The sequence below is a fragment of the Prevotella vespertina genome, from assembly GCF_009728485.1.
GTDB lineage: Bacteria > Bacteroidota > Bacteroidia > Bacteroidales > Bacteroidaceae > Prevotella > Prevotella vespertina.
In genome coordinates this window covers 285,972-312,417 of record NZ_VVIQ01000003.1, presented here as the reverse complement: position 1 = coordinate 312,417, position 26,446 = coordinate 285,972, and the positions used below count along the sequence as shown (strand labels likewise).

24 protein-coding genes are annotated in these 26,446 nt (G+C 42.8%); 9 read left to right on the top strand and 15 right to left on the bottom strand.

Annotation, left to right across the window (positions count from 1 at the left end):
* Positions 1-3: 3 nt before the first annotated feature.
* From F0475_RS04660 to F0475_RS04640, 5 genes are all read right to left on the bottom strand, one after another.
* Complete coding sequence (locus tag F0475_RS04660; RefSeq protein WP_155715686.1) at positions 4-867, bottom strand: phosphatidate cytidylyltransferase; 864 nt, start codon at positions 865-867, stop codon at positions 4-6.
* A 10-nt stretch (positions 868-877) separates the two neighbouring features.
* Positions 878-2,947 (bottom strand): ATP-dependent zinc metalloprotease FtsH, encoded by a 2,070-nt coding sequence (gene ftsH, locus F0475_RS04655; protein ID WP_155715685.1) that lies wholly within the window; start codon positions 2,945-2,947, stop codon positions 878-880.
* Between the two features lie 55 nt (positions 2,948-3,002).
* Positions 3,003-3,362, bottom strand: a complete 360-nt coding sequence (rsfS, locus tag F0475_RS04650) for a ribosome silencing factor (protein ID WP_018910596.1) — start codon at positions 3,360-3,362, stop codon at positions 3,003-3,005.
* A gap of 291 nt (positions 3,363-3,653) precedes the next feature.
* Positions 3,654-5,522 carry a DUF349 domain-containing protein gene (locus F0475_RS04645; RefSeq protein ID WP_155715684.1) on the bottom strand — a complete coding sequence of 623 codons (1,869 nt, stop codon included), beginning with the start codon at positions 5,520-5,522 and terminating at the stop codon, positions 3,654-3,656.
* A gap of 158 nt (positions 5,523-5,680) precedes the next feature.
* The gene (locus tag F0475_RS04640; protein ID WP_004382418.1) at positions 5,681-6,607 is read right to left on the bottom strand and encodes a magnesium transporter CorA family protein; all 927 of its coding nucleotides are present in this window, start codon (positions 6,605-6,607) and stop codon (positions 5,681-5,683) included.
* A gap of 485 nt (positions 6,608-7,092) precedes the next feature.
* On the opposite strand from F0475_RS04640, the gene F0475_RS04635 reads away from it, so the two are divergent.
* Positions 7,093-8,097 (top strand): hypothetical protein, encoded by a 1,005-nt coding sequence (locus F0475_RS04635; RefSeq protein WP_155715683.1) that lies wholly within the window; start codon positions 7,093-7,095, stop codon positions 8,095-8,097.
* Between the two features lie 12 nt (positions 8,098-8,109).
* On the opposite strand, the gene F0475_RS04630 is transcribed toward F0475_RS04635, so the two are convergent.
* From F0475_RS04630 to F0475_RS04600, 7 genes are all read right to left on the bottom strand, one after another.
* The gene (locus F0475_RS04630) at positions 8,110-9,135 is read right to left on the bottom strand and encodes an AMP-binding protein (protein WP_155715682.1); all 1,026 of its coding nucleotides are present in this window, start codon (positions 9,133-9,135) and stop codon (positions 8,110-8,112) included.
* A 28-nt stretch (positions 9,136-9,163) separates the two neighbouring features.
* Positions 9,164-10,201, bottom strand: coding sequence for an o-succinylbenzoate synthase (locus F0475_RS04625; RefSeq protein ID WP_155715681.1), 1,038 nt, complete (start codon positions 10,199-10,201; stop codon positions 9,164-9,166).
* A 74-nt stretch (positions 10,202-10,275) separates the two neighbouring features.
* Positions 10,276-10,401, bottom strand: coding sequence for a hypothetical protein (locus F0475_RS11925; RefSeq protein WP_262885076.1), 126 nt, complete (start codon positions 10,399-10,401; stop codon positions 10,276-10,278).
* A gap of 167 nt (positions 10,402-10,568) precedes the next feature.
* A complete protein-coding gene (gene menB / locus F0475_RS04615) occupies positions 10,569-11,396 on the bottom strand; it encodes a 1,4-dihydroxy-2-naphthoyl-CoA synthase (RefSeq protein WP_004382423.1) in 828 nt (275 codons plus the stop codon).
* A gap of 42 nt (positions 11,397-11,438) precedes the next feature.
* The gene (gene menD, locus F0475_RS04610) at positions 11,439-13,121 is read right to left on the bottom strand and encodes a 2-succinyl-5-enolpyruvyl-6-hydroxy-3-cyclohexene-1-carboxylic-acid synthase (RefSeq protein WP_155715680.1); all 1,683 of its coding nucleotides are present in this window, start codon (positions 13,119-13,121) and stop codon (positions 11,439-11,441) included.
* A 37-nt stretch (positions 13,122-13,158) separates the two neighbouring features.
* Complete coding sequence (locus F0475_RS04605; RefSeq protein ID WP_155715679.1) at positions 13,159-14,202, bottom strand: isochorismate synthase; 1,044 nt, start codon at positions 14,200-14,202, stop codon at positions 13,159-13,161.
* On the bottom strand, positions 14,203-14,619 hold the full coding sequence (locus F0475_RS04600; RefSeq protein WP_009435383.1) for a PaaI family thioesterase: 417 nt from the start codon (positions 14,617-14,619) through the stop codon (positions 14,203-14,205).
* Between the two features lie 498 nt (positions 14,620-15,117).
* On the opposite strand from F0475_RS04600, the gene lysS reads away from it, so the two are divergent.
* The 8 genes from lysS to F0475_RS04565 all read left to right on the top strand — a co-directional run bounded on the left by lysS (position 15,118) and on the right by F0475_RS04565 (position 23,238).
* Positions 15,118-16,851: a lysine--tRNA ligase gene (gene lysS / locus F0475_RS04595; RefSeq protein WP_155715678.1), complete on the top strand. Its 1,734-nt coding sequence runs from the start codon at positions 15,118-15,120 to the stop codon at positions 16,849-16,851.
* Between the two features lie 49 nt (positions 16,852-16,900).
* Positions 16,901-17,896, top strand: coding sequence for an NAD(P)H-dependent glycerol-3-phosphate dehydrogenase (locus F0475_RS04590; protein WP_155715677.1), 996 nt, complete (start codon positions 16,901-16,903; stop codon positions 17,894-17,896).
* A gap of 6 nt (positions 17,897-17,902) precedes the next feature.
* On the top strand, positions 17,903-19,258 hold the full coding sequence (locus F0475_RS04585) for a glucose-6-phosphate isomerase (protein WP_018910607.1): 1,356 nt from the start codon (positions 17,903-17,905) through the stop codon (positions 19,256-19,258).
* 178 nt (positions 19,259-19,436) lie between these two features.
* Complete coding sequence (locus F0475_RS04580; RefSeq protein WP_317163179.1) at positions 19,437-20,231, top strand: HAD family hydrolase; 795 nt, start codon at positions 19,437-19,439, stop codon at positions 20,229-20,231.
* Positions 20,232-20,461: 230 nt separating this feature from the next.
* A complete protein-coding gene (locus F0475_RS11835; protein ID WP_234422958.1) occupies positions 20,462-20,644 on the top strand; it encodes a hypothetical protein in 183 nt (60 codons plus the stop codon).
* 179 nt (positions 20,645-20,823) lie between these two features.
* The gene (locus F0475_RS04575; protein ID WP_155715675.1) at positions 20,824-20,994 is read left to right on the top strand and encodes a fatty-acid--CoA ligase; all 171 of its coding nucleotides are present in this window, start codon (positions 20,824-20,826) and stop codon (positions 20,992-20,994) included.
* Between the two features lie 36 nt (positions 20,995-21,030).
* The gene (locus F0475_RS04570) at positions 21,031-22,674 is read left to right on the top strand and encodes a hypothetical protein (RefSeq protein WP_155715674.1); all 1,644 of its coding nucleotides are present in this window, start codon (positions 21,031-21,033) and stop codon (positions 22,672-22,674) included.
* 93 nt (positions 22,675-22,767) lie between these two features.
* Positions 22,768-23,238 carry an HU family DNA-binding protein gene (locus F0475_RS04565; protein ID WP_155715673.1) on the top strand — a complete coding sequence of 157 codons (471 nt, stop codon included), beginning with the start codon at positions 22,768-22,770 and terminating at the stop codon, positions 23,236-23,238.
* A 997-nt stretch (positions 23,239-24,235) separates the two neighbouring features.
* Here F0475_RS04565 and rsgA read toward each other — a convergent pair.
* From rsgA to F0475_RS04550, 3 genes are all read right to left on the bottom strand, one after another.
* On the bottom strand, positions 24,236-25,180 hold the full coding sequence (gene rsgA / locus F0475_RS04560; protein WP_155715672.1) for a ribosome small subunit-dependent GTPase A: 945 nt from the start codon (positions 25,178-25,180) through the stop codon (positions 24,236-24,238).
* 146 nt (positions 25,181-25,326) lie between these two features.
* Positions 25,327-25,887 carry a ribosome recycling factor gene (gene frr, locus F0475_RS04555; protein ID WP_009435748.1) on the bottom strand — a complete coding sequence of 187 codons (561 nt, stop codon included), beginning with the start codon at positions 25,885-25,887 and terminating at the stop codon, positions 25,327-25,329.
* Positions 25,888-25,965: 78 nt separating this feature from the next.
* Positions 25,966-26,442, bottom strand: a complete 477-nt coding sequence (locus F0475_RS04550) for a GAF domain-containing protein (protein ID WP_155715671.1) — start codon at positions 26,440-26,442, stop codon at positions 25,966-25,968.
* Positions 26,443-26,446 lie beyond the last annotated feature (4 nt).

Sequence of the window (26,446 nt, the reverse complement as noted above, 5' to 3'; positions counted from 1 at the left end):
TTCTTAGCATATAGACAGGGTGTAAAGATAGACCGTTGCGGCGGGTATTGCTAAGAGCGATGAGTCGAATCGGTCGAGTATTCCGCCATGTCCTGGTAGGATATTACCGCTGTCTTTGATGCCGATAGTGCGCTTGAGCAGGCTCTCAACCAGGTCGCCCCATGTGCCAAAGATAACGACAACCAGTCCCAGACCTATCCACTCTGGCATACTGAGGAGGTGAGTGTTATTGCCTGAATTAGCATAATAGCCTATCACGCCAGCGATAATCAGTACGAGGATACCCCCTCCTATACTTCCTTCCCAGCTCTTCTTCGGACTGATGCGTGGGAAGAGTTTGTGCTTGCCAAAGAGTGAGCCACTAAGATAAGCACCCGTGTCATTTGTCCAGAGGAAGATAAATATGCTCAATGGTAGGAGATAATCGAAGGTTGTCATACCATAGCCTTTCTGCTGGAAGGCTAACACGCTCATCATTGAGAAGGGGAAGGCAATGTACATCTGACCTAACATTGTGTAAGCCCAACTATGCATTGGATTCTTATTCTGTAGGTAGAGTTCTGCAACGAAGAGGTAGATAAGTGTGAGAACATAGGGTACGAAGACGATAAAACCCGTCACCATATTCACTTGTAGGGCTGTCACAGCGCAGAAGAAGTAGGCTCCTGCTACGGTAGAGATGAATCGATTGACCTTTACACCATCTATTTTATTCACCAATCCCGTGTATTCCCACATGGCTGCTCCCGTTATGATGAGGAACAGACACGTGAGTCGTAGAGGGTTGATGATGCTCGTCACCATAATAGCAACGAATACGATCCCAGTGAGGGCACGTATGATTAGGTTCTTAAGTTTATCACTCATGGCGTCTTATTTATTCTGCTGTGTTATTTGATTCGATGTCATCTTCAGCCTTTGTCGCATTGTTGTTGAGTGCTCTCTGCTGTGCCTCGTGCTCTGCTTGAGCTTGCTTTACAGCTTCGGGCATATCCTCCAACTTAGGTTGCGACTTAGCCTCTTGATCTAACAACTCGTCTGTGCGACTCACCCAAGGACGCTTACCGAATATCTCTTCAACGTCTTCCGCCATGATAACCTCACGTTCCATGAGCAGTTGGGCTAGGCGGTTGTGACCTTCCTTGTGCTCGGTGAGAATCTGCTTAGCACGATCGTACTGTCCGTTAATCATCTTCAGCACTTCCTCATCGATCATCTTTGCAGTTGTATCAGAGTATGGCTTCTGGAAGTTGTATTCGTCATTATTGTAATAGCAGATGTTTGGCAAGCGGTCGCTCATACCTGCGTAGGCAATCATACCATATGCACTCTTGGTCGCACGCTCTAAGTCGTTCATCGCACCAGTTGATATATGACCTGTGAATAGCTCCTCAGCTGCACGACCACCGAGCAATGAGCACATCTCATCTAACATCTGTTCTTTGGTTGTGATAGGACGCTCTTCTGGCAGATACCATGCTGCACCGAGAGCCTGACCACGTGGTACAATGCTCACCTTCACCAATGGGTTGGAGTGTTCGCAGAACCAACTGATTGTAGCGTGACCAGCTTCATGGAGGGCGATAGTGCGCTTCTCGGCGGTAGTCATTACCTTTGTCTTCTTCTCCAAACCACCAATGATTCTGTCAACAGCATCTAGGAAGTCTTGCTTTGCTACCTCCTTGCTGTCGTGGCGGGCTGCGATAAGGGCTGCCTCATTACATACATTGGCAATGTCGGCACCAGAGAATCCTGGCGTCTGGCGTGCTAAGAGGTCGATGTCAAGGTTCTTGTCGAGCTTCAAGTTACGCATATGAACGAGGAAGATGTCCTTACGCTCTGGCAAATCGGGGAGGTCTACGTGAATCTGGCGGTCGAATCGTCCTGCACGGAGTAAAGCCTTATCAAGCATATCAACGCGGTTGGTTGCTGCAAGAACAATCACACCAGAGTTCGTGCCGAAGCCGTCCATCTCTGTGAGAAGGGCGTTAAGTGTGTTCTCACGTTCGTCATTACCGCCCATTGCTGGGTTCTTTGAACGGGCACGACCAACGGCATCAATCTCATCAATGAAGATGATACAAGGTGACTTCTCCTTAGCTTGGCGGAAGACATCACGCACTCGACTCGCACCAACACCGACGAACATCTCGACGAAGTCGGAACCACTCATAGAGAAGAAAGGTACGCCAGCCTCACCAGCAACAGCCTTTGCTAGCAATGTCTTACCCGTTCCAGGAGGACCAATCAGTAGTGCTCCCTTAGGAATCTTACCACCTAGGTCGGTGTATTTCTTTGGGTTCTTCAAGAACTCAACAATCTCTTGTACCTCTTGCTTAGCACCTGTCTGACCAGCAACATCCTTAAAGGTAATCCCCATCTCGTTAGCTTTCTCATAGAGCTTAGCCTTTGACTTGCCCACACTGAAGACGCCGCCGCCACCGCCAGCACCGCCTCCCATACGGCGAATGAGGAAGTACCATATTCCAAAGAAGAATACCCACGGAGCTATTGAGATGAGAATATCCATAAAGCCATTGCCTGACTTGTTCTCATAGCTATAGCTGGCTATCTTCTTCTGGGCTACAGCTTGATCCAAGAAGGTTTCAACCTTATCTACAGAACCAATCTCAACATTTACGTATGGGGACTTTCCTACCTGTTGTGTACCTTGTTTGAAGATGTCACGGATGTGGTCTGGACTAACATACATACGCAAGGTATTGTCGCTCTTGTTGATGACTACCTTCGTACCATAGCCTTTGGCAATATATTGCTTGAATGTTGTGTAATCTCTGTCAACGCCTGCGCTGCTTGACAAGAAGCTATTGCCACCGGCAAAGAATACTACTCCGAGGGCAATGATAACCAATACGTACAGCCAGTTCATATTGAACTTTGGCATCTTAGGCATATTGGGATTGTTGTTGGGGGATGAATTGTCCATTGTTGAAGTTTGATTAATTGTGAAATAATAAATGGGTGATTAGATGGCTTTATACCTAGTCTATGTCTGGTAAGTAAGTCAGCTTAGCATCCTCCCATAGGTGTTCTATGTCATAGAAAGCACGTGTCTCTGGAAGAAATACATGGACGATTACATCCACATAGTCTATCGCTACCCATTGATCATTACCAAGTCCTGCACAGTTGACAGGCTTCTCACCAATCGTCTCACGCACATAATCGCTTACCGATTCAGCAATGGCTTCAACTTGTTGGGTTGAGTTACCCTGGCAGATGATGAAGTAGTTACAGATGGTACCATCAATCCCTGATAAATCTGCAATTACTATGCCATGTCCCTTCTTATCTTGGATTCCTTTTGTAATAAGCTCTACTAATCTTTTAGTTTCTTTCATTCAGTCTTGTTATATAATATGAGTTGCAAAGTTAACGCAAATGGCATGAAGTGCAAAATAAATTTAGTTTTATTTATAATTGGTATATACAGCATTGCTAACTCCTGTTGATAGAATGACTATAAACTATTTCTCACGCATGTCGAAGTCCTACTTTAATATGGAGAGACGCCTTATCACCTTATATATATAATAGTAGGACATAAAAGAAGATGGAATATGCTACTATTGGCATATCCCATCTTTCCTTATTCGTTAGTATTTTCTACTATCTTTGCATACAATAATCAATTACTTATTCTCTGCGTCGATAGCTTTTATCTTCTGCTTTACTTCGTTCATATCATTCTTGAGTTTCTCGATACGGCGGTTCATTTCGTCAATGAGACTATTACCTTTCTTAGAACTGATACTCAAGAAACCGAGGTTGTTCTCATAGGTGTTAATCTCCTGTTTGAGCTGTTCAAAGCGGCGCATCAAACGACCACGCTCACTATCAAGAGCGTCAGTACCTCGGCTAGCCACCTTTTTTAAGTTGTTACGGAAATTATCTACACGCTTGCGAGAAGCCGATATGTGAAGGTCTTTGTACAACTTATCGAGTACCTCATGATACTCCTTATACAACTTATCCTTCTCCTTGTAAGGTACATGTCCTACCTTATTATATTCTTCAGTGAGCTGTTGAACCTTCTCTTGGATGCCTTCTTCGGTCTTATCAAACAATTCCTTTAGTTGAGCAATAATCTCCTTCTTCTTCCCAAGGTTCTCACGTTCCTCGCTATGCGCCCCTGCGTGTACTGCGTTACGTGCCTCGAAGAAGTGGTTGCAAGCTGTTAGGAAGTCGTTCCAAAGCTGATCACCAATTTTCTTAGGTACCATACCAATCGTTTTCCACTCCTTTTGTAATGCGATGAGCTTATCGGATGTAGCCTTCCAATCGGTAGAATCAGTCAGAGCTTGTGCCTTTTCAACGAGTGCTTTCTTCTTCTCTGCGTTTTCAGCAAATTGTGCTTTCAACTGTTTGAAGAACTCGCCTTTGCGTGTAAAGAAGTCATCACAAGCTGCACGGAAGCGTTCGAAGATCTTTACGTTCATCTTCTGTGGAGCAAAGCCAATCGTCTTCCATTCCTGTTGAAGAGCGATAATCTCCTTTGTATGTTTCTCCCAATCGGATGACGTTTTATTCTCTTGTTTGATGATCTCTTCAATCTTCTCGCATAGAGCAGTCTTCTTTGTAAGGTTCTCCTCTTCGCTATTGCGGATAGCTTCAAAGTGCTGTTGATGACGCTTGTTGATAACAGTGCTAGCTGCTTTAAAGCGTGTCCACACCTGTTCGCGAAGTTCTTTTGCAACTGGTCCCGTCTCGCGATACTCTTGATGAAGTTCTTGTAACTGATGGAAAGCACTGATGACATCCTTCTCTTCTATCAACTTTTCTGCTGCTTCACACAGCTTCGTCTTCTTCTCAAGATTCTTCTTGAAATCGTATTCACGTGCTTCGCGATTCAGATTCAACAAGTCGTAGAACTGTTCAACATAGAGCTGATAGTTGCGCCATAGCTCGTTTGCCTTCTCTGCAGGAACCATTTTGATCTCTTTCCATTCCTGTTGTAAGGTCTTCAATACTGGGAAGTTCTTGTTTGCCTCATCAGGAGTTGTAACCATCGCTTTGATCTTCTCGATGATAGCCTCCTTCTTCTTGAGGTTCTTCTGTTTCTCTTCTTCGAGTGCAAGGAATGCCTTTTGGCGTTTCTCCTTAATGATGGTCATCTCCGCCTTAAATACCTCTTCATCCTCATCTGGAAGTACTTGGTACTTCTCGGGGTCGCCACCATTCTCTATATAAGCCCTCTGCTGCGCTTCACGTTCAGCGAAGTGTAGCTTATAGAATACAGTTTTCAGATGGTCAACCTCAGCTTTCTCAGGGGTATCGTCACTATCAACAATAGCCTTAAGGCGCTCTATGATTTCCTTCTTTGTGCTATATGTCTTTGCAGAATAGGTTTCTGCTTCGCACTTAGATTGTGTTTCAGTTGACTGATTTAGGCCTTCTGCTGTTGCTTCATTCTGCTCTGTTGGGGCCTTAGCTACAGCTTCTTCAGACAACTTTACTTCTTCTGTACCCTGATTAAGGGCATTCTCTTGAGAGTCCATCATTTCACTTTTTGTTTGTGATTCGGGTTTTCCGCAAATTAGATAACGAATGGCTCAATAAATATTGAGCCTTCGCAACCATATTAAAGTATATCAGTTGCAAACTTAGATAAAATCTCTGAATATACCTAATTTTTATCTTCTTTTTTTGTTTCTAGCCTCTAAAGTAAGCGTTTACGGCGTAAAATCCACCATGAAGCAGCGGAGACTACAACGGATAAGAGCATCGCTATGGGAAAACCCCATGTACTTCTTTCCATACCGTTAATAAGGTTCATACCAAAAAGGGAGGATATTAACGTTGGCAACATCATGACTATTGACACCGAAGTAAGCGTACGCATCACGGTGTTCATGTTGTTGTTAATAATGCTAGAATACGTGTCCATCGTTGATTCCAAGATGTCCGAATAGATACTAGTAGTCTCTCTCGCCTGTGACATCTCGATGTTTACATCCTCGATAAGGTCGGCATCCAGCTCATCAACTTGTAGCTTGAATTTCAGCTTAGCAAGTAGGTTCTCGTTGCCACGAATGGATGTAATGAAATAGGTGAGGGAGTCTTGTAGTCTACTTAAACCTATCAAACTCTCATTATCAACACCCTTATCTAGGTTGCGTTTAGCCTTCTCGATGAGTGTATTAATCTGCTTGAGTCGTTTCAAGTACCATACTGCTGAAGATAGAAAGAGACGGAAGATTAAGTCGACATAGTCGGTGAATCCAGCGTTTCTCTTCTGCTGATAACTAACGAAGTCAAGCATCATGTTCGTCTCGAAGTTACATACAGTGATGGTCACATCTCGTTTATGAATAATACCCAAAGGAACGGTTGTGTATGGTGTTCTTGATCGAATTTCTTTAACGTAGGGGATACGTAAGATGATAAGCATCCAACCGTCATCATACTCATAACGGGCACGCTCATCAGTATCGCTGATATCCGATAGGAAGTAATCAGGGATATGATATGTATCTTCTAATTCTTGCTGATCTTGCTCTGTTGGGCAGGTTACTTGAATCCAACAATTAGGTTGCCATTCCTTAATGGGGCTCAAGGTTCTATTGATATTCCAATATGTTTTCATTTGCTAATCTCCATGTTTAATAAGTGTGGGGATTAGCAATCTCGTTGCAATCCTCACGCTTATTGATTGAAAGTTTTCGCGTGATAATCGTCCATTTAATAATTACGTATTGGTTTTGCGACTGCAAATTTAGGAAAAAATAATGGTTAGAACAAACAAACGAATAAGTTTTTAAGGTTAGTGGAGTGCGGTTGGTGTAAATGAGCAGACGCCTTTCTTACCTCGAAGAGAGGCTTTCCTTTATGCCAAGAGACGCCCTCTTTATATGCAAGAAAGGCTCTCCTTGTTTTCCATCTACCGAAGTCTCTTGTTTTAAGGTCTGTTACCTCTGACATAATTGAAGCTTATGATATCTTCATATAATACTCTTTAAAGGATTAATTAACGTTAAATAATTAACGAATCGTTTGCGTTCTTACTTTTAATTATCTATCTTGCAAGCGGTAATTAATTATGTCTAACAATACTAAAGAAACCTTTTTATTATGAAGAAACAAATTACTTGGATGTGTATCCTATTATGTTCTTTATTATTCGTAGCCTGTGAGAAGTCTGTAATTGATAATCCTGATGGGCAAAAGAACACCAATAAATCAAGGCATAGAGTCACTCGTGTCGTAAGGATTCACCCAACAGAACTGCGTGTGGAAAGTATGGAAGAACCACTTATTAGTAAGTCTTCAGGTGTGCAATCAAGGGGCGCCAGTGTTCCAGGAGAGGGCAAAGTGAAACTCTATGCAGTGAATGTCTTTGAAAAGAAAGTAGGTTCGGAGTTGTATGAGAAATATGCTTATGGCTTGTTCTCTGACCCAAGTAAGATTGCAATCAGAATGTTTGAAGACAACAGATATAAGATTGAATGCCTCGAAGTAGTGGAAGGTGACGACCATCTCTATAATAAGGAGAAATCCTATCAAGCCCCATTCTTGCATGGAGCGAATCTTCCTACGAAAGTAACCAATCAATTTGTTATGTCGAAAACGGATAATATGAGTAATCTTCAAAAGGGTGAAACGAATATCTCTGAAACGAAGGTTCAGCGTTATCCAAGGATGATTAAGCTATATGGAACGCAAGAAGACATAGATCCCAAAGCTTCCCAAGAACTCACAATAGATATGCGGAAGGCTGTATTTGGACTTCATTTTAAGATTACACCACCAGAGGAAGGAACGCTAGAGATTAATTATCTCGGATGGAAGTTAGCCCAAAAGAGTGGTCAAACAGGCTATGATGGTGGTAGTATTTATGCATTCAGTGAGATTGTAGAAGCCACTAAGGATGGTTATCAGTTGGTAGCTCCTTTAGAGATGAAGTGGACTAAAGCGAACGGAACAGTGGTGCAAGAGCACAAGGATCTGACGTTGAAACGAAATGTGAAAACCAAAGTTGAAATTGTTGTTGAGGGTCCCAAAGCACGTAACATTAGCTTCCGAGAGGAGAATGTTGCCATGACGGAAGAGCAAATAGAATGGCATGTTGTGAAATAGATAGCACGCTTTTTATTGGCAAAGTGTGTCTGCCAAAGCCTTAATCTCTGCACGGGCAGGTTTCCCCGTGGCTGTTTGTGGGATGCTTGTAGTGTGGAGGATGAGGCGTGGTTGCCAATACTTAGGGAGGATACGTTGGCAGATTGTATTGATAGAGTCTGTGTCTTCGGACGTAGTGAGAAGCACTATAAGCTCTCCAAACTTCTTATCTCTTATGCTTGTAATGGCATATTCCTCTGTGAGATGTGCTTTTAAGGCACGTTCAACCTCCTCTATTTGTATCTTTATACCGCCTGAATCAATCACATTATCGCGTCTTCCTAGGATGCGGAAACGCATTCGATCACCCTTTCCGCTCGGTGATTTCATCTTTTGGAGTTCGGCTCTATCATTCGTTACCAAGGGTTGCGAACAGACTGCTGGGGCGTTGATAACCAGACAACCATCCGTATTTAGACTCACTTCCACGCTATCGAATGGTTCGTACCAATCGCTTGCTGAATCTCCATTCAAGCGTCGTAAAGCGATGTGGGAGAGTGTTTCTGTCATTCCGTATGTGCTCCATACAGCATGAGGAAAGTCTTTTAACGCTTCGGAGAGATTGTCATCAATGGCTCCACCACCGATGATTAATTGTTTAATCTTACGTAACCTCTCTCGTTCTTGAGGCACTTGTAGGGAGTTATAAACCTGCAGTGGAACCATGGCTGCAAATATTATCTCCTCATGAAGGGCGTTGGCTTGGTGGAGAGAATCGTCTGAGAGCGGATGACCAGAGGGCTTTACGTTGATTAATCGTAAGTTTCTTTCAATACTCCTAACTACTACCATCTTACCCGCAATATAATCCAATGGCATACAAAGGAGTGCAGTGTCACCAGCTTTCAATCGAAGGAAATCACAGGTGATGCGTGCTGAGTTTAACATTCGAGACTTCTCCACCCATAGTGGTTTGGGCTTTCCTGTTGATCCACTGGTATGCACTAACACCCTCGTGTCAGCGTTATTCCATTCTGTAAGAAACTCTTCTATCGTCATTGTTGTTCGTTGATTGATTCCCTAATCGTTATTGTTTCACCCAGAGTTGATCACCTTTGATTGTCAGAGGCATGGGTATATTATCCGAGAATAAAAGTCCTGTTCCAAGTCCCTGGGGCATTGTGATGTGTGGTCCATATAAGTCGGCTGTAAGCTGCGCAATGCTGTTTAACCCCACATTACTTTCTAGTGCGGAGGTGATCCAAGAGCCTATTCCCCGTTGATTAGCCATCTTCACCCATTCTCGCACACCTGTCATTCCCCCATGCAAACTAGGTTTTAGAACTATATATTGCGGTCGGATTGTGTCGAGTAGTTGCTCTTTTTCGTTATAGCTATTTACTCCGATGAGTTCTTCATCTAGTGCGATTGGAAGTGGAGAGAGGTCACATAGCTGTGTCATTTGTGCCCATTGATGTTGTCGGATAGGCTGTTCTATAGAGTGGATATCGTATTGTGCCAATGCTTCCAAGCGTTCCATGGCATTTTCAGGAGTGAATGCTCCATTTGCATCAACACGTAGTTCTATTTGAGCACGTGTGAAGGATTGTCTGATGTGACGGATGAGTTCAATCTCTTTAGCGAAGTCTATTGCCCCAATCTTTAGCTTTACACAATGATAGCCTGCCTTTAGTTTCTCTTCTAAACGATGATACATCTCTTCGAAGGAACCCATCCAAACGAGTCCGTTGATGGTGATTCCTTCTTTACCAGCACCAAAGTTCGTGTGGAAGAAGTCAATACTTCCGTTTGCATCAAGTTGTGCCTTTGCTGTTTCCAAGCCAAAGAGCATAGACGGATAAGGCCTCATTGCATTCGTGTCAATGCTTCCTGTATGGCAAAAGTCATCACAGAAGATTCGCAACTTACGTTCATATTCATCATCAGACATGGCATCGCAGGATAAATCGGGGAGTGTGGCGCATTCCCCAATGCCTATTACTCCAGGCTTATTCGTGTCTGATAGTTTAATATAAAAGCTCTTCCTCGTTTTGTAAACACCCCTTGAAGTGCCTGCAGGATTGATGAAGTGGAGGGTGCGGGAGGATATTTTAATTTCGTACATAGTAATTTTTAAGACAGAGTAAAATGATCTCTAGGACAGAGTAACATAGGTACACGAGACTTAGTAACGATGTATTAAGACAAAGTAACCTTATATACTTTCTCAAGGAAGCCTGGTTCCAGTTGCCGTCGAATGTTCTTTGTACAGTTAATGAACTGTAATATCAAGTCGTTGATATCGATTAGTTCCTTCCTTTCCATTGGCTCTTTTTATTTTATGTTACTATAGAACAAGGCTTAGGTTACGATCTCCTCTGTTCTTATGTTACTTTGTCTCTTCCTGTTCCTATTGTCTCTTTAACCTTATGCTACTAAAGTCTCCGTTCTTCTTATACTCTGTCATCACCATTCCCCACGGTTCCTCTGTCTTAAGGGAATTGTGGGTACTTATCGAAATCGGGCTTGCGCTTCTCTAAGAAAGCCTTTCCGCCTTCTTGAGCCTCATCCAGTGTGTAATAGAGCATAGTGGCATCTCCTGCTAGTTCTTGTATACCTGCTTGACCATCCAACTCGGCATTTAGACCTGCTTTTATCATGCGTAAGGCTAACGGGGAACGCTCCATCATAGTGTTAGCCCAGTCTACACACTCGTCTTCTAGCTGTTCGAAGGGTACGACCTTATTGACTAATCCCATGCGTTCTGCCTCTATTGCAGAGTATTGACGGCACAAGAACCATATCTCTCTAGCCTTCTTCTGCCCCACAATACGGGCTAGATACGAAGCACCGAAACCGGCATCGAAGGATCCAACCTTTGGTCCTGTCTGTCCGAAGATGGCGTTATCCGAAGCGATGGACAGGTCGCATACCACTTGAAGAACATGTCCGCCACCAATGGCATAACCATTTACCATGGCGATAACAGGCTTTGGTAAACGACGAATCTGCATCTGTAAATCAAGGACATTAAGGCGTGGAACACCATCACCTCCTACATATCCACCCCTTCCTTTAACGTGCATGTCGCCCCCAGAACAGAATGCTTTATCACCCTCACCAGTAAGTATGACCACTCGAATATCAAGTGCTTCGCGACAGTAGTTGAATGCTTGTGACATCTCCCAGACCGTCTTTGGCGTGAAAGCATTGCGATAGCGAGGTCGGTTAATGGTAACTTTTGCGATATGATTAAACTCTTCGAAGCGTATTTCCTCAAACTTGAAGCCCTCGATGGGTTTCCATTCTCTTTTGCTCATAAGGCTTTTCTTTTATTTTGTAGTTTTATTTTTAAATGATAATTAGTTGTTTTCTCTTGTATAGGAAAAGGCTTTGTAATAGTCTTCCATTGCTTGTGCATCCTCTTCGGGGTTAGTGAAAACCTCCAAGAGAACAGGTCCTTCCTCTGCATTGAAGAAGTCCTTGAGGCGTTCCGATAACTCTTCTGCATTGTGCGCAGCCATGTATTCGATGTCATGGGCTTGACAGATGGCTTCAGCGGAAGTATTATGATGTGCTGCAATTATATCATCTCGGAATGGAGAAGAGCCTAATCCGTGTAATTGATGGAATATTCCTCCACTTCCATTGTTGAGTAGTAAGATCCCAAGATTAGGTGACAAACAGTGGTTCCAAAGTGCATTTTGATCGTAGAAGAAGCTCAAGTCACCGATAACACAGTACACATCCTCTTCTTCCTGATGTGCAATAGCATATCCAACAGCCGTTGACAGCGAACCTTCTATACCATTCACGCCACGATTCACATAGATGTATTGATCAGAGAAGATGTTTCCCAATCGTATAGCAGAGCTATTCCCGTAGAAGAATTCACCATCAATACCTTCTTTTCGGATGGTCTCGTGGAAAGTTTTAACGGCTAGTAATTGTGAAAAACGGGGTTGTATCTTCTCTCGAATGGCGTAGGCTTCATTGAAAACGTTGTTCCATTGCGTCACAAAAGGTTTCTCTTTCATGTCATCCACTTCGTTAGCAAGGATACCAATCATCTCTTCCTGCGAGCATTGAATGATGTCCGTTAGGTGCATGAAGGTATCACAACAAGTTCCATTCTCGTTTACAACGATAGAAACCTGTGGTTGGCACTTTCGTAAAAACTGCTTCAATCGTTTGCTAACTAACGTCCCTCCTATATATATAAGGTGGTCGGGACGATAAGACTCATCGTTACCTATCCTTATCAATGCCTCATCAATGGGGAGAGCAGGGCTAATACTATCGTCAGCCAATTTCTCCTGAATGACCACAGCAGTGCTTTTCAACACCTCAAGAGCCTCCATTGTCTCCCCAACAACCTCAGGAGTCATCTGTCCAAGAACAATCATTGGACGCTCACTTTGCAGTAGTTCTGCAGCCAGCTCATAGCTAATAGCATTGTTCGCGACCGGTTCATGTAATGTGATTTTGCGCTCGTTAGGGAGGTTGGGAACGTCATATTTGAAAAGAGGCTCACTAATAGGAACATTGATGTGTACGGGTCCGAACCCTTGAGATAAGGCTGCGTTGAGAGCCTCATTGACCAATCTATTGCAATACCAACGTTCCTCTTCGTTGTGTGGTTCAGGTAGTGTCACACTCTTACGGACGTTCGGTTCTAAAGCTCCATGCTGTTGTAAGGTCTGACCATCTTGTTGATTGATCCATTGTGCAGGTCTATCTCCAGAGATAATCACCAACGGACGTTTCTGATAAAAGGCTTCTGCCACTGCAGGAGCCACGTTTAATAGTGCCGAACCAGAGGTTACACAAAGTGCAATGGGCTCATTATCTGCTAATGACATACCTAATGCGACGAAGCCAGCCGACCGCTCATCCGTTACAGGAAAACACTCAATATCAGGGCAAGTACATAGGTTATGCACGATAGGAGAGTTACGTGAACCGGGGCAGACAACAGCCTTTGATATTCCAAACTTTACCAGTAAGGCGGTTAATATATTAACGTTCTCCTTGTTACTATACATTTTCAATAAGTTGTATTGAAGGTTAGTTGATTTTCTTTTATTGCTGAATAAGCTGTCGCATTGTGGCGAGCTTTGCTTCTGTCTCTTGCCATTCGTTCTCTTCTATACTCTCTTTTAACAATCCACCACCCGCATAGAGCTGACAAGCCGATCGAGTGATATGCATGCAACGGAGTGTTACATAGAGTTTTGCAAGCCCATTGTCCCCCAGCAGCCCACTGAAGCCACTATAATAAAGGCGGTCAGTATGCTCGTGACGAAGGATGAATTTGTGTGCCTCTTCCTTAGGAATACCACACACGGCAGGCGTTGGGTGAAAGGCAGTTAGGAAACTTCCGAGGCGTTGTGTGTCCTTGAGTTGGAAAGAGAAATCGGTTCTTAGATGAGCTAGATGGGCTGCACGAGAAGTGAAAGGTTCGCTTTCCGTGATGTCGCTAGCGAACGGCTGTAAGCAAGTTCGGATGTAATCGGCAACCAGTTGTTGCTCTTCTCGGTTCTTTTCAGACCATTTAATTTCCTCTCCCTCATATCTCATCGTACCAGCTAAAGCCATTGTTTGATAGCTTGTAGCGTCTCCACGTAACAGAATCTCAGGACTTGCCACGAGCCACATACCTGTTTGTGCAGTGTAGAAAAGTGCAATGTACGACCGTGGATACCATTCGCACGCCTTGAGAAAGATGTCTCTAGGATTCATCTGTTCGTCTTTCTTCTCCACGATGGTGCGTGCCAATACCAGTTTGCGGAATGAGTTGCGATTCAATTCATCGTGGAAACAAGTGAAGTCATTGTGGTATTGAATACGAGGGTCAATTTCCGAGGTCTCCAGATAAGCCTCATCTTGCCCGTTCGGAATGGCTTCAAAGCCCTTACTACCATCTAAGGGCAAGACTGATGATTGTCCGCTTTTGCCATCAAGTAAGTAGATTGGATGAGTCGTATTGCTGGCGAAGGGTGCAATCACGAACCCCTTATGCCCGTCAAGTTCTGTTAGTGAACCAAAGCGAGTGGGTTCCTCTTGTTGAGAATAGCAATGACAGATTTCCTCGAAAGGCTCACGATAGATAAAAAATGCGTCCATTTAATCTTTCTTCGGTGCTATAACGTAGTTGGTAACTTGCACAGTAGAGATGAGCTCACCCTCATCATTCTTGATATCTATGTGCCAAACGTGCAGTGTGTGACCCTTATGAACGAGCTTACCATAGGCAGTTACAGTTCCACCATACGGCATTGCCTTCACGTGGTTACCGCTTATATTGATTCCCAAAGCCATCTTTCCAGGGCAGAGAGCCATTGAACCGACTCCTGCTAGGTTCTCCGCTAGGGCTAACGAGGCTCCTCCTGAAAGAAAACCAAAGGGCTGTTTATTTCGATCATCCACTGCCATGCGAGCCTTTAACGTGTCTTGTTCGGGAGTAGAGATAAACTCCATGCCCAAAGTACGGCTCAATCCGTCAGCATCTTTAATCTTATTCCAAATCTTTTCTACGTTCATGTCGATCTTACTTAATGTATTGCAAAGATACTAAAAACAACTGGAAATCCTTTTCGAAAGGGTTTGTTTTTGTGTGTGAAGGGATGGAGTAGCTCTTTAATACAGCACGATAGTAGGATTAGAAGCCCTAGTTTATTCTGCACGTAACGTGATTTGTAGACGGAAAGGCACAAGGATATATGAACTTAAAGATATATACCTTTTATCCTAATCATTCTATTGTGGGATAGAAGAGGGCGTTTCCTCCATTGAACGAAGGCGTTTCCTTGCATTAAAGAAAGCCTCTCTTCATGTTGAAGGAATGCCCTCTTCAAAGTGAAAGGAGCTTTTCCTAACTGTTTTTCGTTAAGTATTCCTCCCCTTGAAGGAGGCTGGGAGGGGTAGAGTTAACCTCTCTTTCCTATGCAATGCCATTATAAAAAAGGCAAAAAGCACCATAGTTTGCGAATATTTTAGTAAATTTGCACATTATAAGAATATACTCGATTTATTATAAAGATGAACATTTTAGAATTGTCAGAGCAGGAGATTGGACGTCGTCAAAGCCTGCAAGAATTGCGTGAGATGGGCATTAATCCATACCCAGCAGCAGAGTTCCCAACCAACGCTTACTCTACTGATATAAAAGAGCAATTCAATGAGGAGGAGCAAAGAGAAGTAACGATTGCAGGACGAATGATGGGTCGTCGCATTATGGGTAAGGCTTCTTTTGCTGAGATTCAGGATAGTAAAGGAAGAATACAAGTATATATTACCCGTGATGATATATGTCCGGGAGAAGATAAAGAGTTGTATAATAAGGTCTTCAAGAAGCTCCTTGACATTGGAGACTTCATCGGTGTTAAGGGCTATGTGTTCAAGACTCAGATGGGAGAGATATCTATTCATGCAAAAGAGATTACTCTTCTTTCAAAGAGTTTGAAGCCTCTTCCAATCGTGAAGTACAAAGATGGCGAGGCTTATGATAAGTTCGAAGACCCAGAACAACGCTATCGTCAGCGTTATGTTGACCTTGTTGTCAACGATGGAGTTAAAGATACTTTCTTGAAGCGTGCCACAGTCTTGCGTACAATGCGCCAATTCTTTGATGAGGCGGGGTACACGGAAGTGGAGACACCAACCCTCCAGAGTATTCCAGGTGGTGCTAGTGCACGCCCATTCATCACCCACTTCAATGCACTCAACATTGATATGTACATGCGTATCGCTACTGAGCTTTATTTGAAACGACTCATTGTTGGTGGCTTTGAAGGTGTTTACGAGATTGGTAAGAACTTCCGTAACGAGGGTATGGATCGCTTCCATAACCCAGAGTTCACCTGTATGGAACTTTATGTTCAGTACAAGGACTATAACTGGATGATGTCTTTTACAGAGCAGTTACTCGAGAAGATCTGTGTTGCCGTTAATGGGAAACCAGAGGTAAAGATGGGTGATAAGGTGATAAGCTTTAAGGCTCCGTTCCGCCGTCTACCTATTCTTGAGGCTATAAAGGAGAAGACTGGCTTTGATTTAGAGGGTAAGTCAGAGGACGAGATACGTGATATTGCATTGAACAAGTTGAAGATGGAGACTATAGATGAGAGCTTTGGTAAGGGCAAACTCATTGATGAAATCTTTGGAGAGTTCTGTGAGGGAACTTATATTCAGCCTACTTTTATCACCGACTATCCGGTAGAGATGTCTCCACTTACTAAGATGCACCGCTCAAAACCAGGCTTGACTGAACGTTTCGAGTTAATGGTCAATGGTAAAGAGTTGGCTAATGCTTACTCCGAGTTGAACGATCCGATTGATCAAGAGGAGCGTTTCTTGGATCAGATGCACTTGGCTGATAAGGGTGATGATGAGGCTATGATCATTGATCAAGACTTCTTACGTGCATTGCAATATGGTATGCCTCCTACCTCAGGTATTGGTATTGGCATTGACAGACTCGTGATGTTAATGACTGGCAAGGAGTACATTCAGGAGGTAATGTTGTTCCCTCAGATGAAGCCGGAACCAAAGATTCCACAAGACTCAATCAAAGATTGGGCTGCTCTTGGTGTATCAGAAGATTGGGTATATGTGCTGCGTAAGGCAGGTTTCAACCTAATTGCTGATATCAAGGGAGAGAAGGCGCAAGGCTTACAACAGAAGTTGGGTGAGATCAATAAGAAGTATAAACTCGGATATGAGAAGCCTTCTGTTGATGAGATCCAGAAGTGGATTGACGAGGCTGGAAAGTAATTGGAAGAAGTGAAGAGTTGCCTCTTCCTCCTTTAACTACCTAAGAAGAATGTTCAACATAGGTAAAATAGCAATCATTGGTAGCGGTAGCTGGGCAACGGCTATCGCTAAGATTGTTGTGGAACATACGCATCACATAGGTTGGTACTTCCGCCGTGATGATAAGATAGAAGAGTTTAAACGGAGAGGACATAACCCTACCTATCTAACGAGTGTCAGGTTCAATATGGATGAGATAACTTTCTCGTCTGATATTAATAAGATTGTTCAGGAGTATGACACATTGGTCTTTGTGACCCCATCTCCTTACTTGAAGGCTTTGTTGAAGAAGCTAAAAGTAAAGCTCAATACGAAACTTATCGTTACAGCTATCAAGGGTATTGTGCCTGATGAGAACCTTGTTTGCTCGGAATACTTCCATGAGGAATACAAAGTTCCTTATGATAATCTGGCTGTGATAGGTGGTCCTTCGCATGCAGAAGAGGTTGCTATGGAACGTCTTACATACCTAACCGTCGGTTGTTCTGACCTTGAGAAGGCTCGAAGCTTTACAGAGGTGTTAGCATCCAATTATGTTAAGACGAAGATATCACCAGATGTTCTTGGTATAGAATACGCTTCTGTCTTGAAGAATGTATATGCCATTTCAGCTGGTATCTGTGCTGGTCTGAAGTATGGCGATAACTTTCAAGCGGTGTTAATGTCGAACGCTATGCAAGAAATGGATCGTTTCTTAAAGACGATCAACCCTATCCAACGATCTATTATCGATAGCGTTTATCTTGGCGATCAGTTGGTAACGGGATATAGTAACTTCTCTCGTAACCACACCTTTGGTGCGATGATTGGTAAGGGATATAGCGTTAAGTCGGCTCAATTAGAGATGGAGATGATAGCCGAAGGATACTTCGGAACGAAGTGCATGAAGGAGATTAACCGCCGTCTACATGTAAATATGCCGATTCTAGATGCCGTGTATAACATCCTTTACGAACGTATAAGTCCACAAGTAGAGATTAAATTATTAACAGATTCATTTAGATAAACACAAATGGAAAGTATTAAGTTAGACATTTCAAAAGCAGCTCAGTTTTTGAATTTGGGTGCGGTAGAGGCCTATGCTCCTCACGTAGCTGCTGCCCAAGAAGCATTGGAGAAGAGCACTTGTCCAGGTAACGATTTCCTAGGTTGGTTACACTTGCCATCAAGTATAACTACCGAGTTCCTTGGTCAGATACAAGCGGTTGCCAACACTCTTCGTGAGAAGTGTGAAGTGGTTGTTGTTGCTGGTATCGGTGGTTCTTATTTAGGTGCTCGTGCTGTCATCGAAGCCTTAGGTAATAGTTTTGCTTGGCTTGTGAATGACAAGAAGAACCCTACAATCTTGTTCGCAGGAAACAATATTGGTGAGGATTATCTCGCTGAACTTACCGCCTATTTAAGCGATAAGAAGTTTGGTGTCATTAATATTTCTAAGTCTGGTACTACCACAGAGACAGCTCTTGCATTCCGTCTTTTGAAGAAGCAATGTGAGGAGCAACGTGGTAAGGAGACTGCTAAAGATGTTATTGTAGCTATCACTGATGAGCACAAGGGTGCTGCTCGTGCTGCTGCAACAAAGGAAGGTTACAAGACATTCATCATTCCTGATAATGTTGGTGGACGATTCTCAGTTCTTACACCAGTTGGTTTGTTGCCTATTGCAGTAGCTGGTTTCGATATTCAGAAACTTGTTGAAGGTGCACAGGTAATGGAGAAGGAGACGGCTAATGACGTACCTTTTGCTAACAACATCGCAGCACGTTACGCTGCTGTTCGTCAAGGTCTTTACTCACAGGCAGGCAAGAAGATTGAGATAGTTGCTAACTTCCAACCAAAGCTCCATTACTTTGCTGAGTGGTGGAAACAGCTCTATGGTGAGAGTGAAGGTAAGGATCACAAGGGTATTTTCCCTGCTGCTTGCGACTTTACAACCGATCTCCACTCTATGGGACAGTGGATTCAAGAGGGCGAGCGTTCTATCTTTGAGACTGTAATCTCTATCGAACAGCCTAACGCAAAGTTGCTCTTCCCACATGATGATGAGAATCTCGACGGCTTGAACTTCTTAGAGGGTAAGCGTGTTGATGAGGTTAACAAGATGGCAGAACTTGGTACTCGTCTGGCTCACGTAGATGGTGGCGTGCCTAATATTCGTGTGAGTGTACCAGTATTGAACGAGTATTATCTTGGTCAGCTCATCTACTTCTTCGAGAAGGCTTGCGGTATTAGTGGTCTTATCCAAGAGGTTAATCCATTCAACCAACCAGGTGTTGAGGCTTACAAGAAGAATATGTTTGCTCTTCTCAATAAGCCTGGTTACGAGGCAGAGAGCAAGGCTATTCAAGAAAGATTGACTAAGGAATAAGAGCCTCCCCAAGCCCCTCCAAAGGAGGGGATGTCCTAACAAACCTTCACGAATGGGGAAGAGTAGCTAACAGAAGTTAGTTAGTTAGGTGTTTAGAGAGTATTCTTTAATAAGATTCTAATGTATCCTCAAGTCCTGCACTAAGGTGTGGTACTTGAGGATAATAATATATAATAAGGTGAAGAAAACAACTATATCATCCCAACCTCAGCAAGACATCCCCTCCTTTGGAGGGGTTTGGGGAGGCTTCAATCCCCCTAACATCCCTTCTTTTGGAGAAGCTTGGACGGGCTTCAAAGTCGTCCTCTTCGACATGGATGGGGTACTTTATGACTCAATGCCGAATCATGGTGTTGCTTGGCAGCGTGCTATGAAGGAGTTTGGAATACACTTTACGCTGGAGGATTCGTATGCAACTGAAGGTGCTAGAGGGGTTGATACCATTCGTAAATATGCTCGCGAACAACTCGGAAAGGAACTGAGTGAGGAAGAGGCGCAACGGATGTATGATGTGAAAGCACACTATTTTCATGAGATGCCAGAAGCTAAGATCTTCGATGGTGTGCTCGATCTCATGCAGAAGATAAAGCGCAGTGGACTGAAGATTGGTATTGTAACAGGTAGTGCACAGCGACCATTGATAGAGCGTGTGACGCATGATTTTGCCGACTTTATCACTCGGGATCAGGTAACTACAGCCTTTGATGTGAAGCGTGGTAAGCCTAATCCTGATCCTTATCTTATGGGCTTGAAGAAGGCGGGCAACTATTCTCCATCCGAGGGAATCGTTGTTGAGAATGCCCCTTTGGGCGTTCGTGCTGGTGTAGCAGCTGGTTGTTTCACCGTAGCAATCAATAGTGGACCATTGCCCGATACAGCTCTTCTTGATGAAGAAGCCAACCTCCTCTTCCCAACTATCCGTGAGTTCGCCGACAAATGGGAACTTCTTTTATCTCATTTCCCCCATTATTAAGCCTTTCCCTCCCTTTATCTCCATTACTGTAAATCACTAGCAAACAGTACTTTTTACTCCCTTCTCCATTCGGAGAGGGGTCGGGGGAGAGGCTTTTCTTCTTGCGGAGAGGGGGTGGGGGTGAGGCTGGTTGGGGTGCTTGATGAGGCTTCTTTTTTCTTAATTTATTTGGCTAGTTAATTAATTCTTCTTACCTTTGCGCCCGTTGAGTGAGAATTAACTTATTAATAATGATGTTACAAACAACGAAATTCAATCAAGCTAACGTTTGCGCCTTATATAATAAAGGGGTAAGCCGTGTTGTTGCGTTGGATTCTTTAACATCTAAAATCGAGAAAAAGATAGCAAATAATTTGGTAGTTCCAAATATTTGTATACTCTCTCTCTCTCTCTCTCTCTCTCTCTCTCTCTAGTAGAGCAGACGTAAATTACACATTTTTTCTTCTCGCGTACGCGCGCGCGAAGCGTGCCGTAAACCCTGTAAACAAAGGACTTCTAGGAGTTTCCTTTGTTCTTTTTTTGTGTCCGTACCTAAACCGAAATATAGAGAAATTAAGAACGAAATAACAACTATTTTTAATCAATAAAAGCAATGAGAAAAAAGCAAGAAAAGAAAGATTATGAACGACCAGTATGTCTCGTTTATGAAATGAAGTCAGAGGCATTCTTCTGCGTATCGGTTACCCCAGCACCGATGACGTCTCAAGAAGAAGATTGGAATCCTGATGAAGAAAAGAATTTTGGCGAAGTATGGGTTGAATAATCATTAAGAAAGCAAATTAACGACAAACTAAACAAGATGAAGAAGATTTTATTAAATATCAGTTCTTTATTGACAGCGATAATCACTATAAGTATGTTTATTGCCTGTTCAAGTGATGATAATCTCGACAACAAGAGAAGTGAGGGATCAAAACAGCAACTCACATTTACTTTAACTGACGAAGACTTCAATGCAGATGAAGAAGTATCTGTAACTCGTGCAGGAAAACAATCTTTGGAAGTAGCAAAAGATACCATTGACCTTGGTAACGATATCTTTGCAGAAGCCACACTTGAACGCGATACAGCCCGTGATACCAAGCCTGCAACGCGCGCAGCTGGTATGTCGAATGGTACTTATACGATTCTGACTTATCAGGGCGGTGTCCTAAAGGGTACACTTAAAGGCACTGTCACCAGCAACGTATTCACAGCAACTAGTGCTAACCAAAGTCTCAACCTTGATCCAGGAACATATACCTTCTATTGTTGCAATGACAAGGTAAACATCAGCGGGAACAACCTAACCGTAAATCGTGCAGATGCAGGTACGGCTCGTATTGGTGTTACGACAAAGGTCATCACTGCTACTCCAGCAAAGCAAAAGGTGGACTTTACGATGAAACACGTTGGAGCACGTGTGCGCATTAAGGTGTCTGGTTATATGCCATTTTACTCAACGGCAGATTTTAAGACAAAGAATAATATTCCAGGCTCAACAACGCTGAATGCCCCAACAGGCAGCTATACTACAGATAATTCTGTCGCTGCTAATTCATCCCTTTCTGCTGGTTCTCATTTTTATAATGCATATAGTAAAGGATCTGGGAATACATTTGATGCTTTAGGTGATTATTATTATATCCTACCAGGAACAGATTTGTTGGATTTAATGGTGAATTTCTCAACACTTAAGATCTATAAAAAGGAGATGAGCAATATCTCATTAAATGGTGGTTTCCTTTTATCGTCTACTACTACTCAGAATGGATCGTACACACTGCGTATAACGCTTAAATATAGATACAAACTCCTCTATCAAGATGGAACTGTATGGAAGGATGGTGATCCTGCATCTAGTGGGCATGGAAATCCTATTGCAGTTGTTATCAATGAGAATAACGGAACACCTCAGTCTGGAACAGCTATGGCTTTAGAAGATAGTCAATATGGTACAACATATCCAGAATCAGATATGCCAAGCAGTTATAGTATTACCTCTTTCAATTATATGGAAGATACCAGGCAAGATAAAAATGGATATAGTAAAACTTGGAATCAATTTCCTTCCTACAGCCCAGCAGTAAATGCTGCTAGAGCTGAAGATGGAAGCCACAGACAGCCTTTTGCGAGTGCCACAAATGTTAGTAAGTGGTATCTTCCTGCGGCTGGAGAGTGGGCTGATGCCTGTGAAAAACTATTCTTTGGTAGTAAGATTTTGGGAGGTGGTCGTAACGACTGGTCTGCTGATTGTTATCCTGATGCTTTTGAAACTTTTTTTGGTAGGCCTATGTCTCAATGGTATTGGACTGCATCTACTTTAAATTCGAGTTGGATAGGATTTGGTATAAATGGTTCAAACAGTTCTCCTGCGTTTTATGCACATATGGAAACTACTTCAGGTTCAGGCTCTTTTACTATTCCTACAGCTCTCTCGGTTAGATCTTTCATTCATTTTTAATAGCAAACAATAATATTATTAACCAATGCTCCGTGGGCTAAAAGGTCTCAAGCCCACGGAGTATTCACAACCAGAGACCACCTTAATGATAATATGGCTAACAAACCAATTCAATTTTTCTTGAGAGAGCAGAAGCTAAACATCGGTAAGCAGGCTGGAAAGACTGTAATTGTTGCTCGTCCAACTGGTAGGCACCGTGTAGACTTCCGCAACTTTTGCGAACGTATTGCTAAGTCAACAACCTTTAATGCGCAGGAGGTAGCAGCCGTGCTGAATCTTGCAAGCGAGACCGCCCGTGACATCGTAGCCAATGGTGACATTGTGGAGTTTGGCGACATGGGAACGTTGACACCCTCGTTTAAGAGCAAGGCAGTAGAGACTATTGAGCAGTTCCGCGCACAACAGCACATTGAGAAACCTGTTATAAAGTTTCTTGCTTCTGCGAAGTATTTCACACTGAATGATGTTACGTATGAGCAAGTAGCACCAAAGGAGAAGAAAGGAAAGAAAGAGAAAAAGAAAGAGGAAGGAACCGAGCCTTCAGGTCCTGTAACAGAAGGATGATAACGGATTTTTGAGATTCTGCTAAAACAACAAAAAAATTGTTCGCGAAGAAATTCGAAATTCTTCGCGAACAATTTTAATTTTCTTCGCGAAGAATTTTTTGCGTTGCTTAGAGGAACATTGTAACAGAAGAACAAGGCTTTAGGCAGAATGATATAAGAACACATTTCTTATGACAGGTTCTGCTTCTAGATAAACGTGCCACGGGAGCATTTATTAGATTGATTCAGGGTATCAATCGTTCTGTAATAAGACAATCGATTATATTAATTGTGAAATTAATGTCTTTCAAAACTAGTGTATTAATTTGGTTCTCTCGCTCTCGTGGTACGGCCTCACCCCCAGCCCCTCTCCTACAGAGAGGGGGGCGCCTAACGGGGTGAGGCTTTTGTATAAGACAGAGGAACATGGGTTTTGAAGACAGAGTAACAGAAGAACAAATTGATTTAGTAACAAACAAATGATTCTAAGACACAAAGACAGAAAGACATATTTTTTTAATGACATATTATCCGTCGTTGACGGATTTTGTTTCCCTTCCACATATAGTATGTTACTATCGCCTTATGTTCCCCCCACTTTGTCTTTAAAAATATATCATTAAAAGATATGTCTTTGTGTCTACAAAATATATGATCGTTCCTTTGCTTTCTATGTCTTAAAAAACTATGTCATTGTGATTTAGCAACAAACAAATGATTCTAAGACACAATGACAGAAAGACATATTTTTTTTAATGACATATCATCCGTCGTTGACGGATTTTGTTTCCCTTCCACATATAGTATGTTACTATCGCCTTATGTTCCCCCCACTTTGTCTTTAAAAATATGTCATTAAAAGAATATGTCTTTCTGTCATTGTGTCTATAAAATATATTATCGTTCCTTTGCTTTCTATGTCTTAAAAAACTATGTCATTGTGATTTAGCAACAAACAAATGATTCTAAGACACAATGACGGAAAGACATATTTTTTAATGACATATCATCCGTTATTAGAATGCCTCTCTATACTTGTTTTCTTCCTTGTCTTCGAGCATAGAAAGATAGCTGTTGTATCGACTTTCTGATATGTAATGGTCTTCAACAGCCTTGCGAACGGCACAACCAGGCTCATGTGTGTGGGTACAATTAGAGAATTTGCAGTGCTCGGAGAACTTAAATATCTCACGGAAGTAGCTTGTCAACTCCTCTCGTTCTATATCGAATGTACCGAAACCCTTTATGCCTGGGGTATCGATGAGATAACCTCCAACAGGCAACTCCAGCATCTCGCTGAATGTTGTTGTGTGCATACCCGTATTGTGCGCATCGGATATGTCGGCTGTGCGAAGGTTTACGTGGGGTAGGAGAGCGTTGATGATGGTTGATTTTCCAACACCACTATTCCCACTTAGTAATGTGATTTTATTTGCCAACAAGGGGTTCAGTTTCTCTACACTGAACTCATTGGAAGTATCGTTAGTGGCTTGTACTTCGATACATTCATAGCCTATAGTCTCATAGAGCTTCATCACAGCATGCTGATACCGCAGTTCTTCTTCAGATAGTAAATCGTGCTTGTTGAAGACCAAGGTGACAGGCACTCTGTACGCCTCGGCACCAGCTAGAAAGCGATCAATGAATGTTGTTGAAGTTTCAGGATAATTGATAGTTACCACCAAGAAAGCCTGATCAATATTGGCAGCAATGATGTGGCTCTGTTTAGAAAGATTCGGCGACTTCCTTATAATATAGTTTCTTCTATCCTCAATCTCGGTTATAAATGCCGTACCCTCTTGGTTGGGCGTGATGACAACATGGTCGCCAACAGCCACGGGGTTGGTAGAGCGAATCCCTTTCAATCGGAAGTTACCCTTTATCTTGCAGTCTATGTTTTTACCATTCTCCGCTTTTACGGTGTACCAACTGCCAGTGTTCTTTATTACTAAGCCACGCATAAATAGGAAAAAAAAGCCTCACCCCCAGCCCCTCTCCGAATGGAGAGGGGAGTGAAATGTACTATTCTATGTCTCTTTCTAAGAGTAAGCTACGATAGTAATCACTCCCCTCTCCATTCGGAGAGGGGGCGGGGGTGAGGCTTCAATTACACTGTCATAATCTCTTTCTGTTTCTCTGCTAGAAGCTCATCTACCTGCTTGATAAACTTGTCGTGAACCTTCTGCAAGCTGTCTTCAGCATCCTTTTCGTTGTCTTCTGATAGACCATCTTTGATAGCTTTCTTCAGCTTGTCTTTGATATCAGAACGCACATTGCGAATCTCGACCTTTGCTCGTTCACCGATTTTATTGCATTGTTTCACCAAGTCTCTACGACGCTCTTCGGTTGGTTGAGGTAAGTTTAAGCGAATCATCTCACCATTGTTCTCAGGTGTGATACCCACATCAGAATCCATGATAGCCTTCTCGATGTCCTTAATAGCTTTCTTATCCCAAGGCTTAATAGCAATGGTACGTGCATCAGGCACCATGACTGAGGCTACTTGATTCAGTGGAACCTTTGAACCATAAGAGTCAACTCGTACGCCATCAAGTATGGCTACGTTTGCACGACCAGCTCGGATGCGTTGCAATTCATCGCTAAGATACATTGCTGCCATCTCCATTCTTTCGCTGGCATCATTTAATGTCTGCTTTACGTCTAACATATATCTTTAGTATTAAATATTCGATGTTACAAAAATAGGAATTAATTCGGATATGCACAAGAATTTACTTTACTTTTCCTAAAAGAGGTCTTCTATTTCCGCCATCAGTAGTTGGATGATATGTTCCAGACCATCTTTGTCTTCTGCACTAAAGTCATCAAGTCGAGTGCTATCAATGTCTAACACACCCCTAAAATGGCGTTGGGAGTCATACATGGGAACAACGATTTCGCTTCGAGAACGACTGCTGCAAGCAATATGACCAGGGAATGTTTCTACGTTAGGAACGATTAGTGTGCGACCTTCCTCCCATGCTTTGCCACAAACACCCTTACCATAAGGGATTGTGTAACAGGCTACTGACCCCTGAAAAGGTCCGAGTCTCAACATATTCCCATTCTCTTGAAGATAAAAGCCCACCCAAAAGAATCGTTCAGGAAATGCCTCATGCAATGCAGCCGAAACATTCGCAAGAATGCCCACCAGGTTTGTTTCATCCTTTATCAAGCCTGCAATCTGCGGAATTAATTGCTCATATTGCTCTTTTCTTGTCATGCGT

Excerpts from the sequence above, each read along its gene's own strand:
- lysS (WP_155715678.1), top strand. The coding sequence starts at position 15,118 with ATGAACATTTTAGAATTGTCAGAGCAGGAGATTGGACGTCGTCAAAGC.
- F0475_RS04635 (WP_155715683.1), top strand. The coding sequence starts at position 7,093 with ATGAAGAAACAAATTACTTGGATGTGTATCCTATTATGTTCTTTATTA.
- rsfS (WP_018910596.1), bottom strand. The coding sequence starts at position 3,362 with ATGAAAGAAACTAAAAGATTAGTAGAGCTTATTACAAAAGGAATCCAA.
- F0475_RS04590 (WP_155715677.1), top strand. The coding sequence starts at position 16,901 with ATGTTCAACATAGGTAAAATAGCAATCATTGGTAGCGGTAGCTGGGCA.
- F0475_RS04585 (WP_018910607.1), top strand. The coding sequence starts at position 17,903 with ATGGAAAGTATTAAGTTAGACATTTCAAAAGCAGCTCAGTTTTTGAAT.
- ftsH (WP_155715685.1), bottom strand. The coding sequence starts at position 2,947 with ATGGACAATTCATCCCCCAACAACAATCCCAATATGCCTAAGATGCCA.
- menB (WP_004382423.1), bottom strand. The coding sequence starts at position 11,396 with ATGAGCAAAAGAGAATGGAAACCCATCGAGGGCTTCAAGTTTGAGGAA.
- menD (WP_155715680.1), bottom strand. The coding sequence starts at position 13,121 with ATGTATAGTAACAAGGAGAACGTTAATATATTAACCGCCTTACTGGTA.
- F0475_RS04645 (WP_155715684.1), bottom strand. The coding sequence starts at position 5,522 with ATGATGGACTCTCAAGAGAATGCCCTTAATCAGGGTACAGAAGAAGTA.
- F0475_RS04630 (WP_155715682.1), bottom strand. The coding sequence starts at position 9,135 with ATGACGATAGAAGAGTTTCTTACAGAATGGAATAACGCTGACACGAGG.
- F0475_RS11835 (WP_234422958.1), top strand. The coding sequence starts at position 20,462 with ATGATGTTACAAACAACGAAATTCAATCAAGCTAACGTTTGCGCCTTA.
- F0475_RS11925 (WP_262885076.1), bottom strand. The coding sequence starts at position 10,401 with ATGGAAAGGAAGGAACTAATCGATATCAACGACTTGATATTACAGTTC.
- F0475_RS04660 (WP_155715686.1), bottom strand. The coding sequence starts at position 867 with ATGAGTGATAAACTTAAGAACCTAATCATACGTGCCCTCACTGGGATC.
- F0475_RS04600 (WP_009435383.1), bottom strand. The coding sequence starts at position 14,619 with ATGAACGTAGAAAAGATTTGGAATAAGATTAAAGATGCTGACGGATTG.
- F0475_RS04625 (WP_155715681.1), bottom strand. The coding sequence starts at position 10,201 with ATGTACGAAATTAAAATATCCTCCCGCACCCTCCACTTCATCAATCCT.
- rsgA (WP_155715672.1), bottom strand. The coding sequence starts at position 25,180 with ATGCGTGGCTTAGTAATAAAGAACACTGGCAGTTGGTACACCGTAAAA.
- F0475_RS04605 (WP_155715679.1), bottom strand. The coding sequence starts at position 14,202 with ATGGACGCATTTTTTATCTATCGTGAGCCTTTCGAGGAAATCTGTCAT.
- F0475_RS04640 (WP_004382418.1), bottom strand. The coding sequence starts at position 6,607 with ATGAAAACATATTGGAATATCAATAGAACCTTGAGCCCCATTAAGGAA.
- F0475_RS04565 (WP_155715673.1), top strand. The coding sequence starts at position 22,768 with ATGGCTAACAAACCAATTCAATTTTTCTTGAGAGAGCAGAAGCTAAAC.
- frr (WP_009435748.1), bottom strand. The coding sequence starts at position 25,887 with ATGTTAGACGTAAAGCAGACATTAAATGATGCCAGCGAAAGAATGGAG.
- F0475_RS04550 (WP_155715671.1), bottom strand. The coding sequence starts at position 26,442 with ATGACAAGAAAAGAGCAATATGAGCAATTAATTCCGCAGATTGCAGGC.
- F0475_RS04575 (WP_155715675.1), top strand. The coding sequence starts at position 20,824 with ATGAGAAAAAAGCAAGAAAAGAAAGATTATGAACGACCAGTATGTCTC.
- F0475_RS04570 (WP_155715674.1), top strand. The coding sequence starts at position 21,031 with ATGAAGAAGATTTTATTAAATATCAGTTCTTTATTGACAGCGATAATC.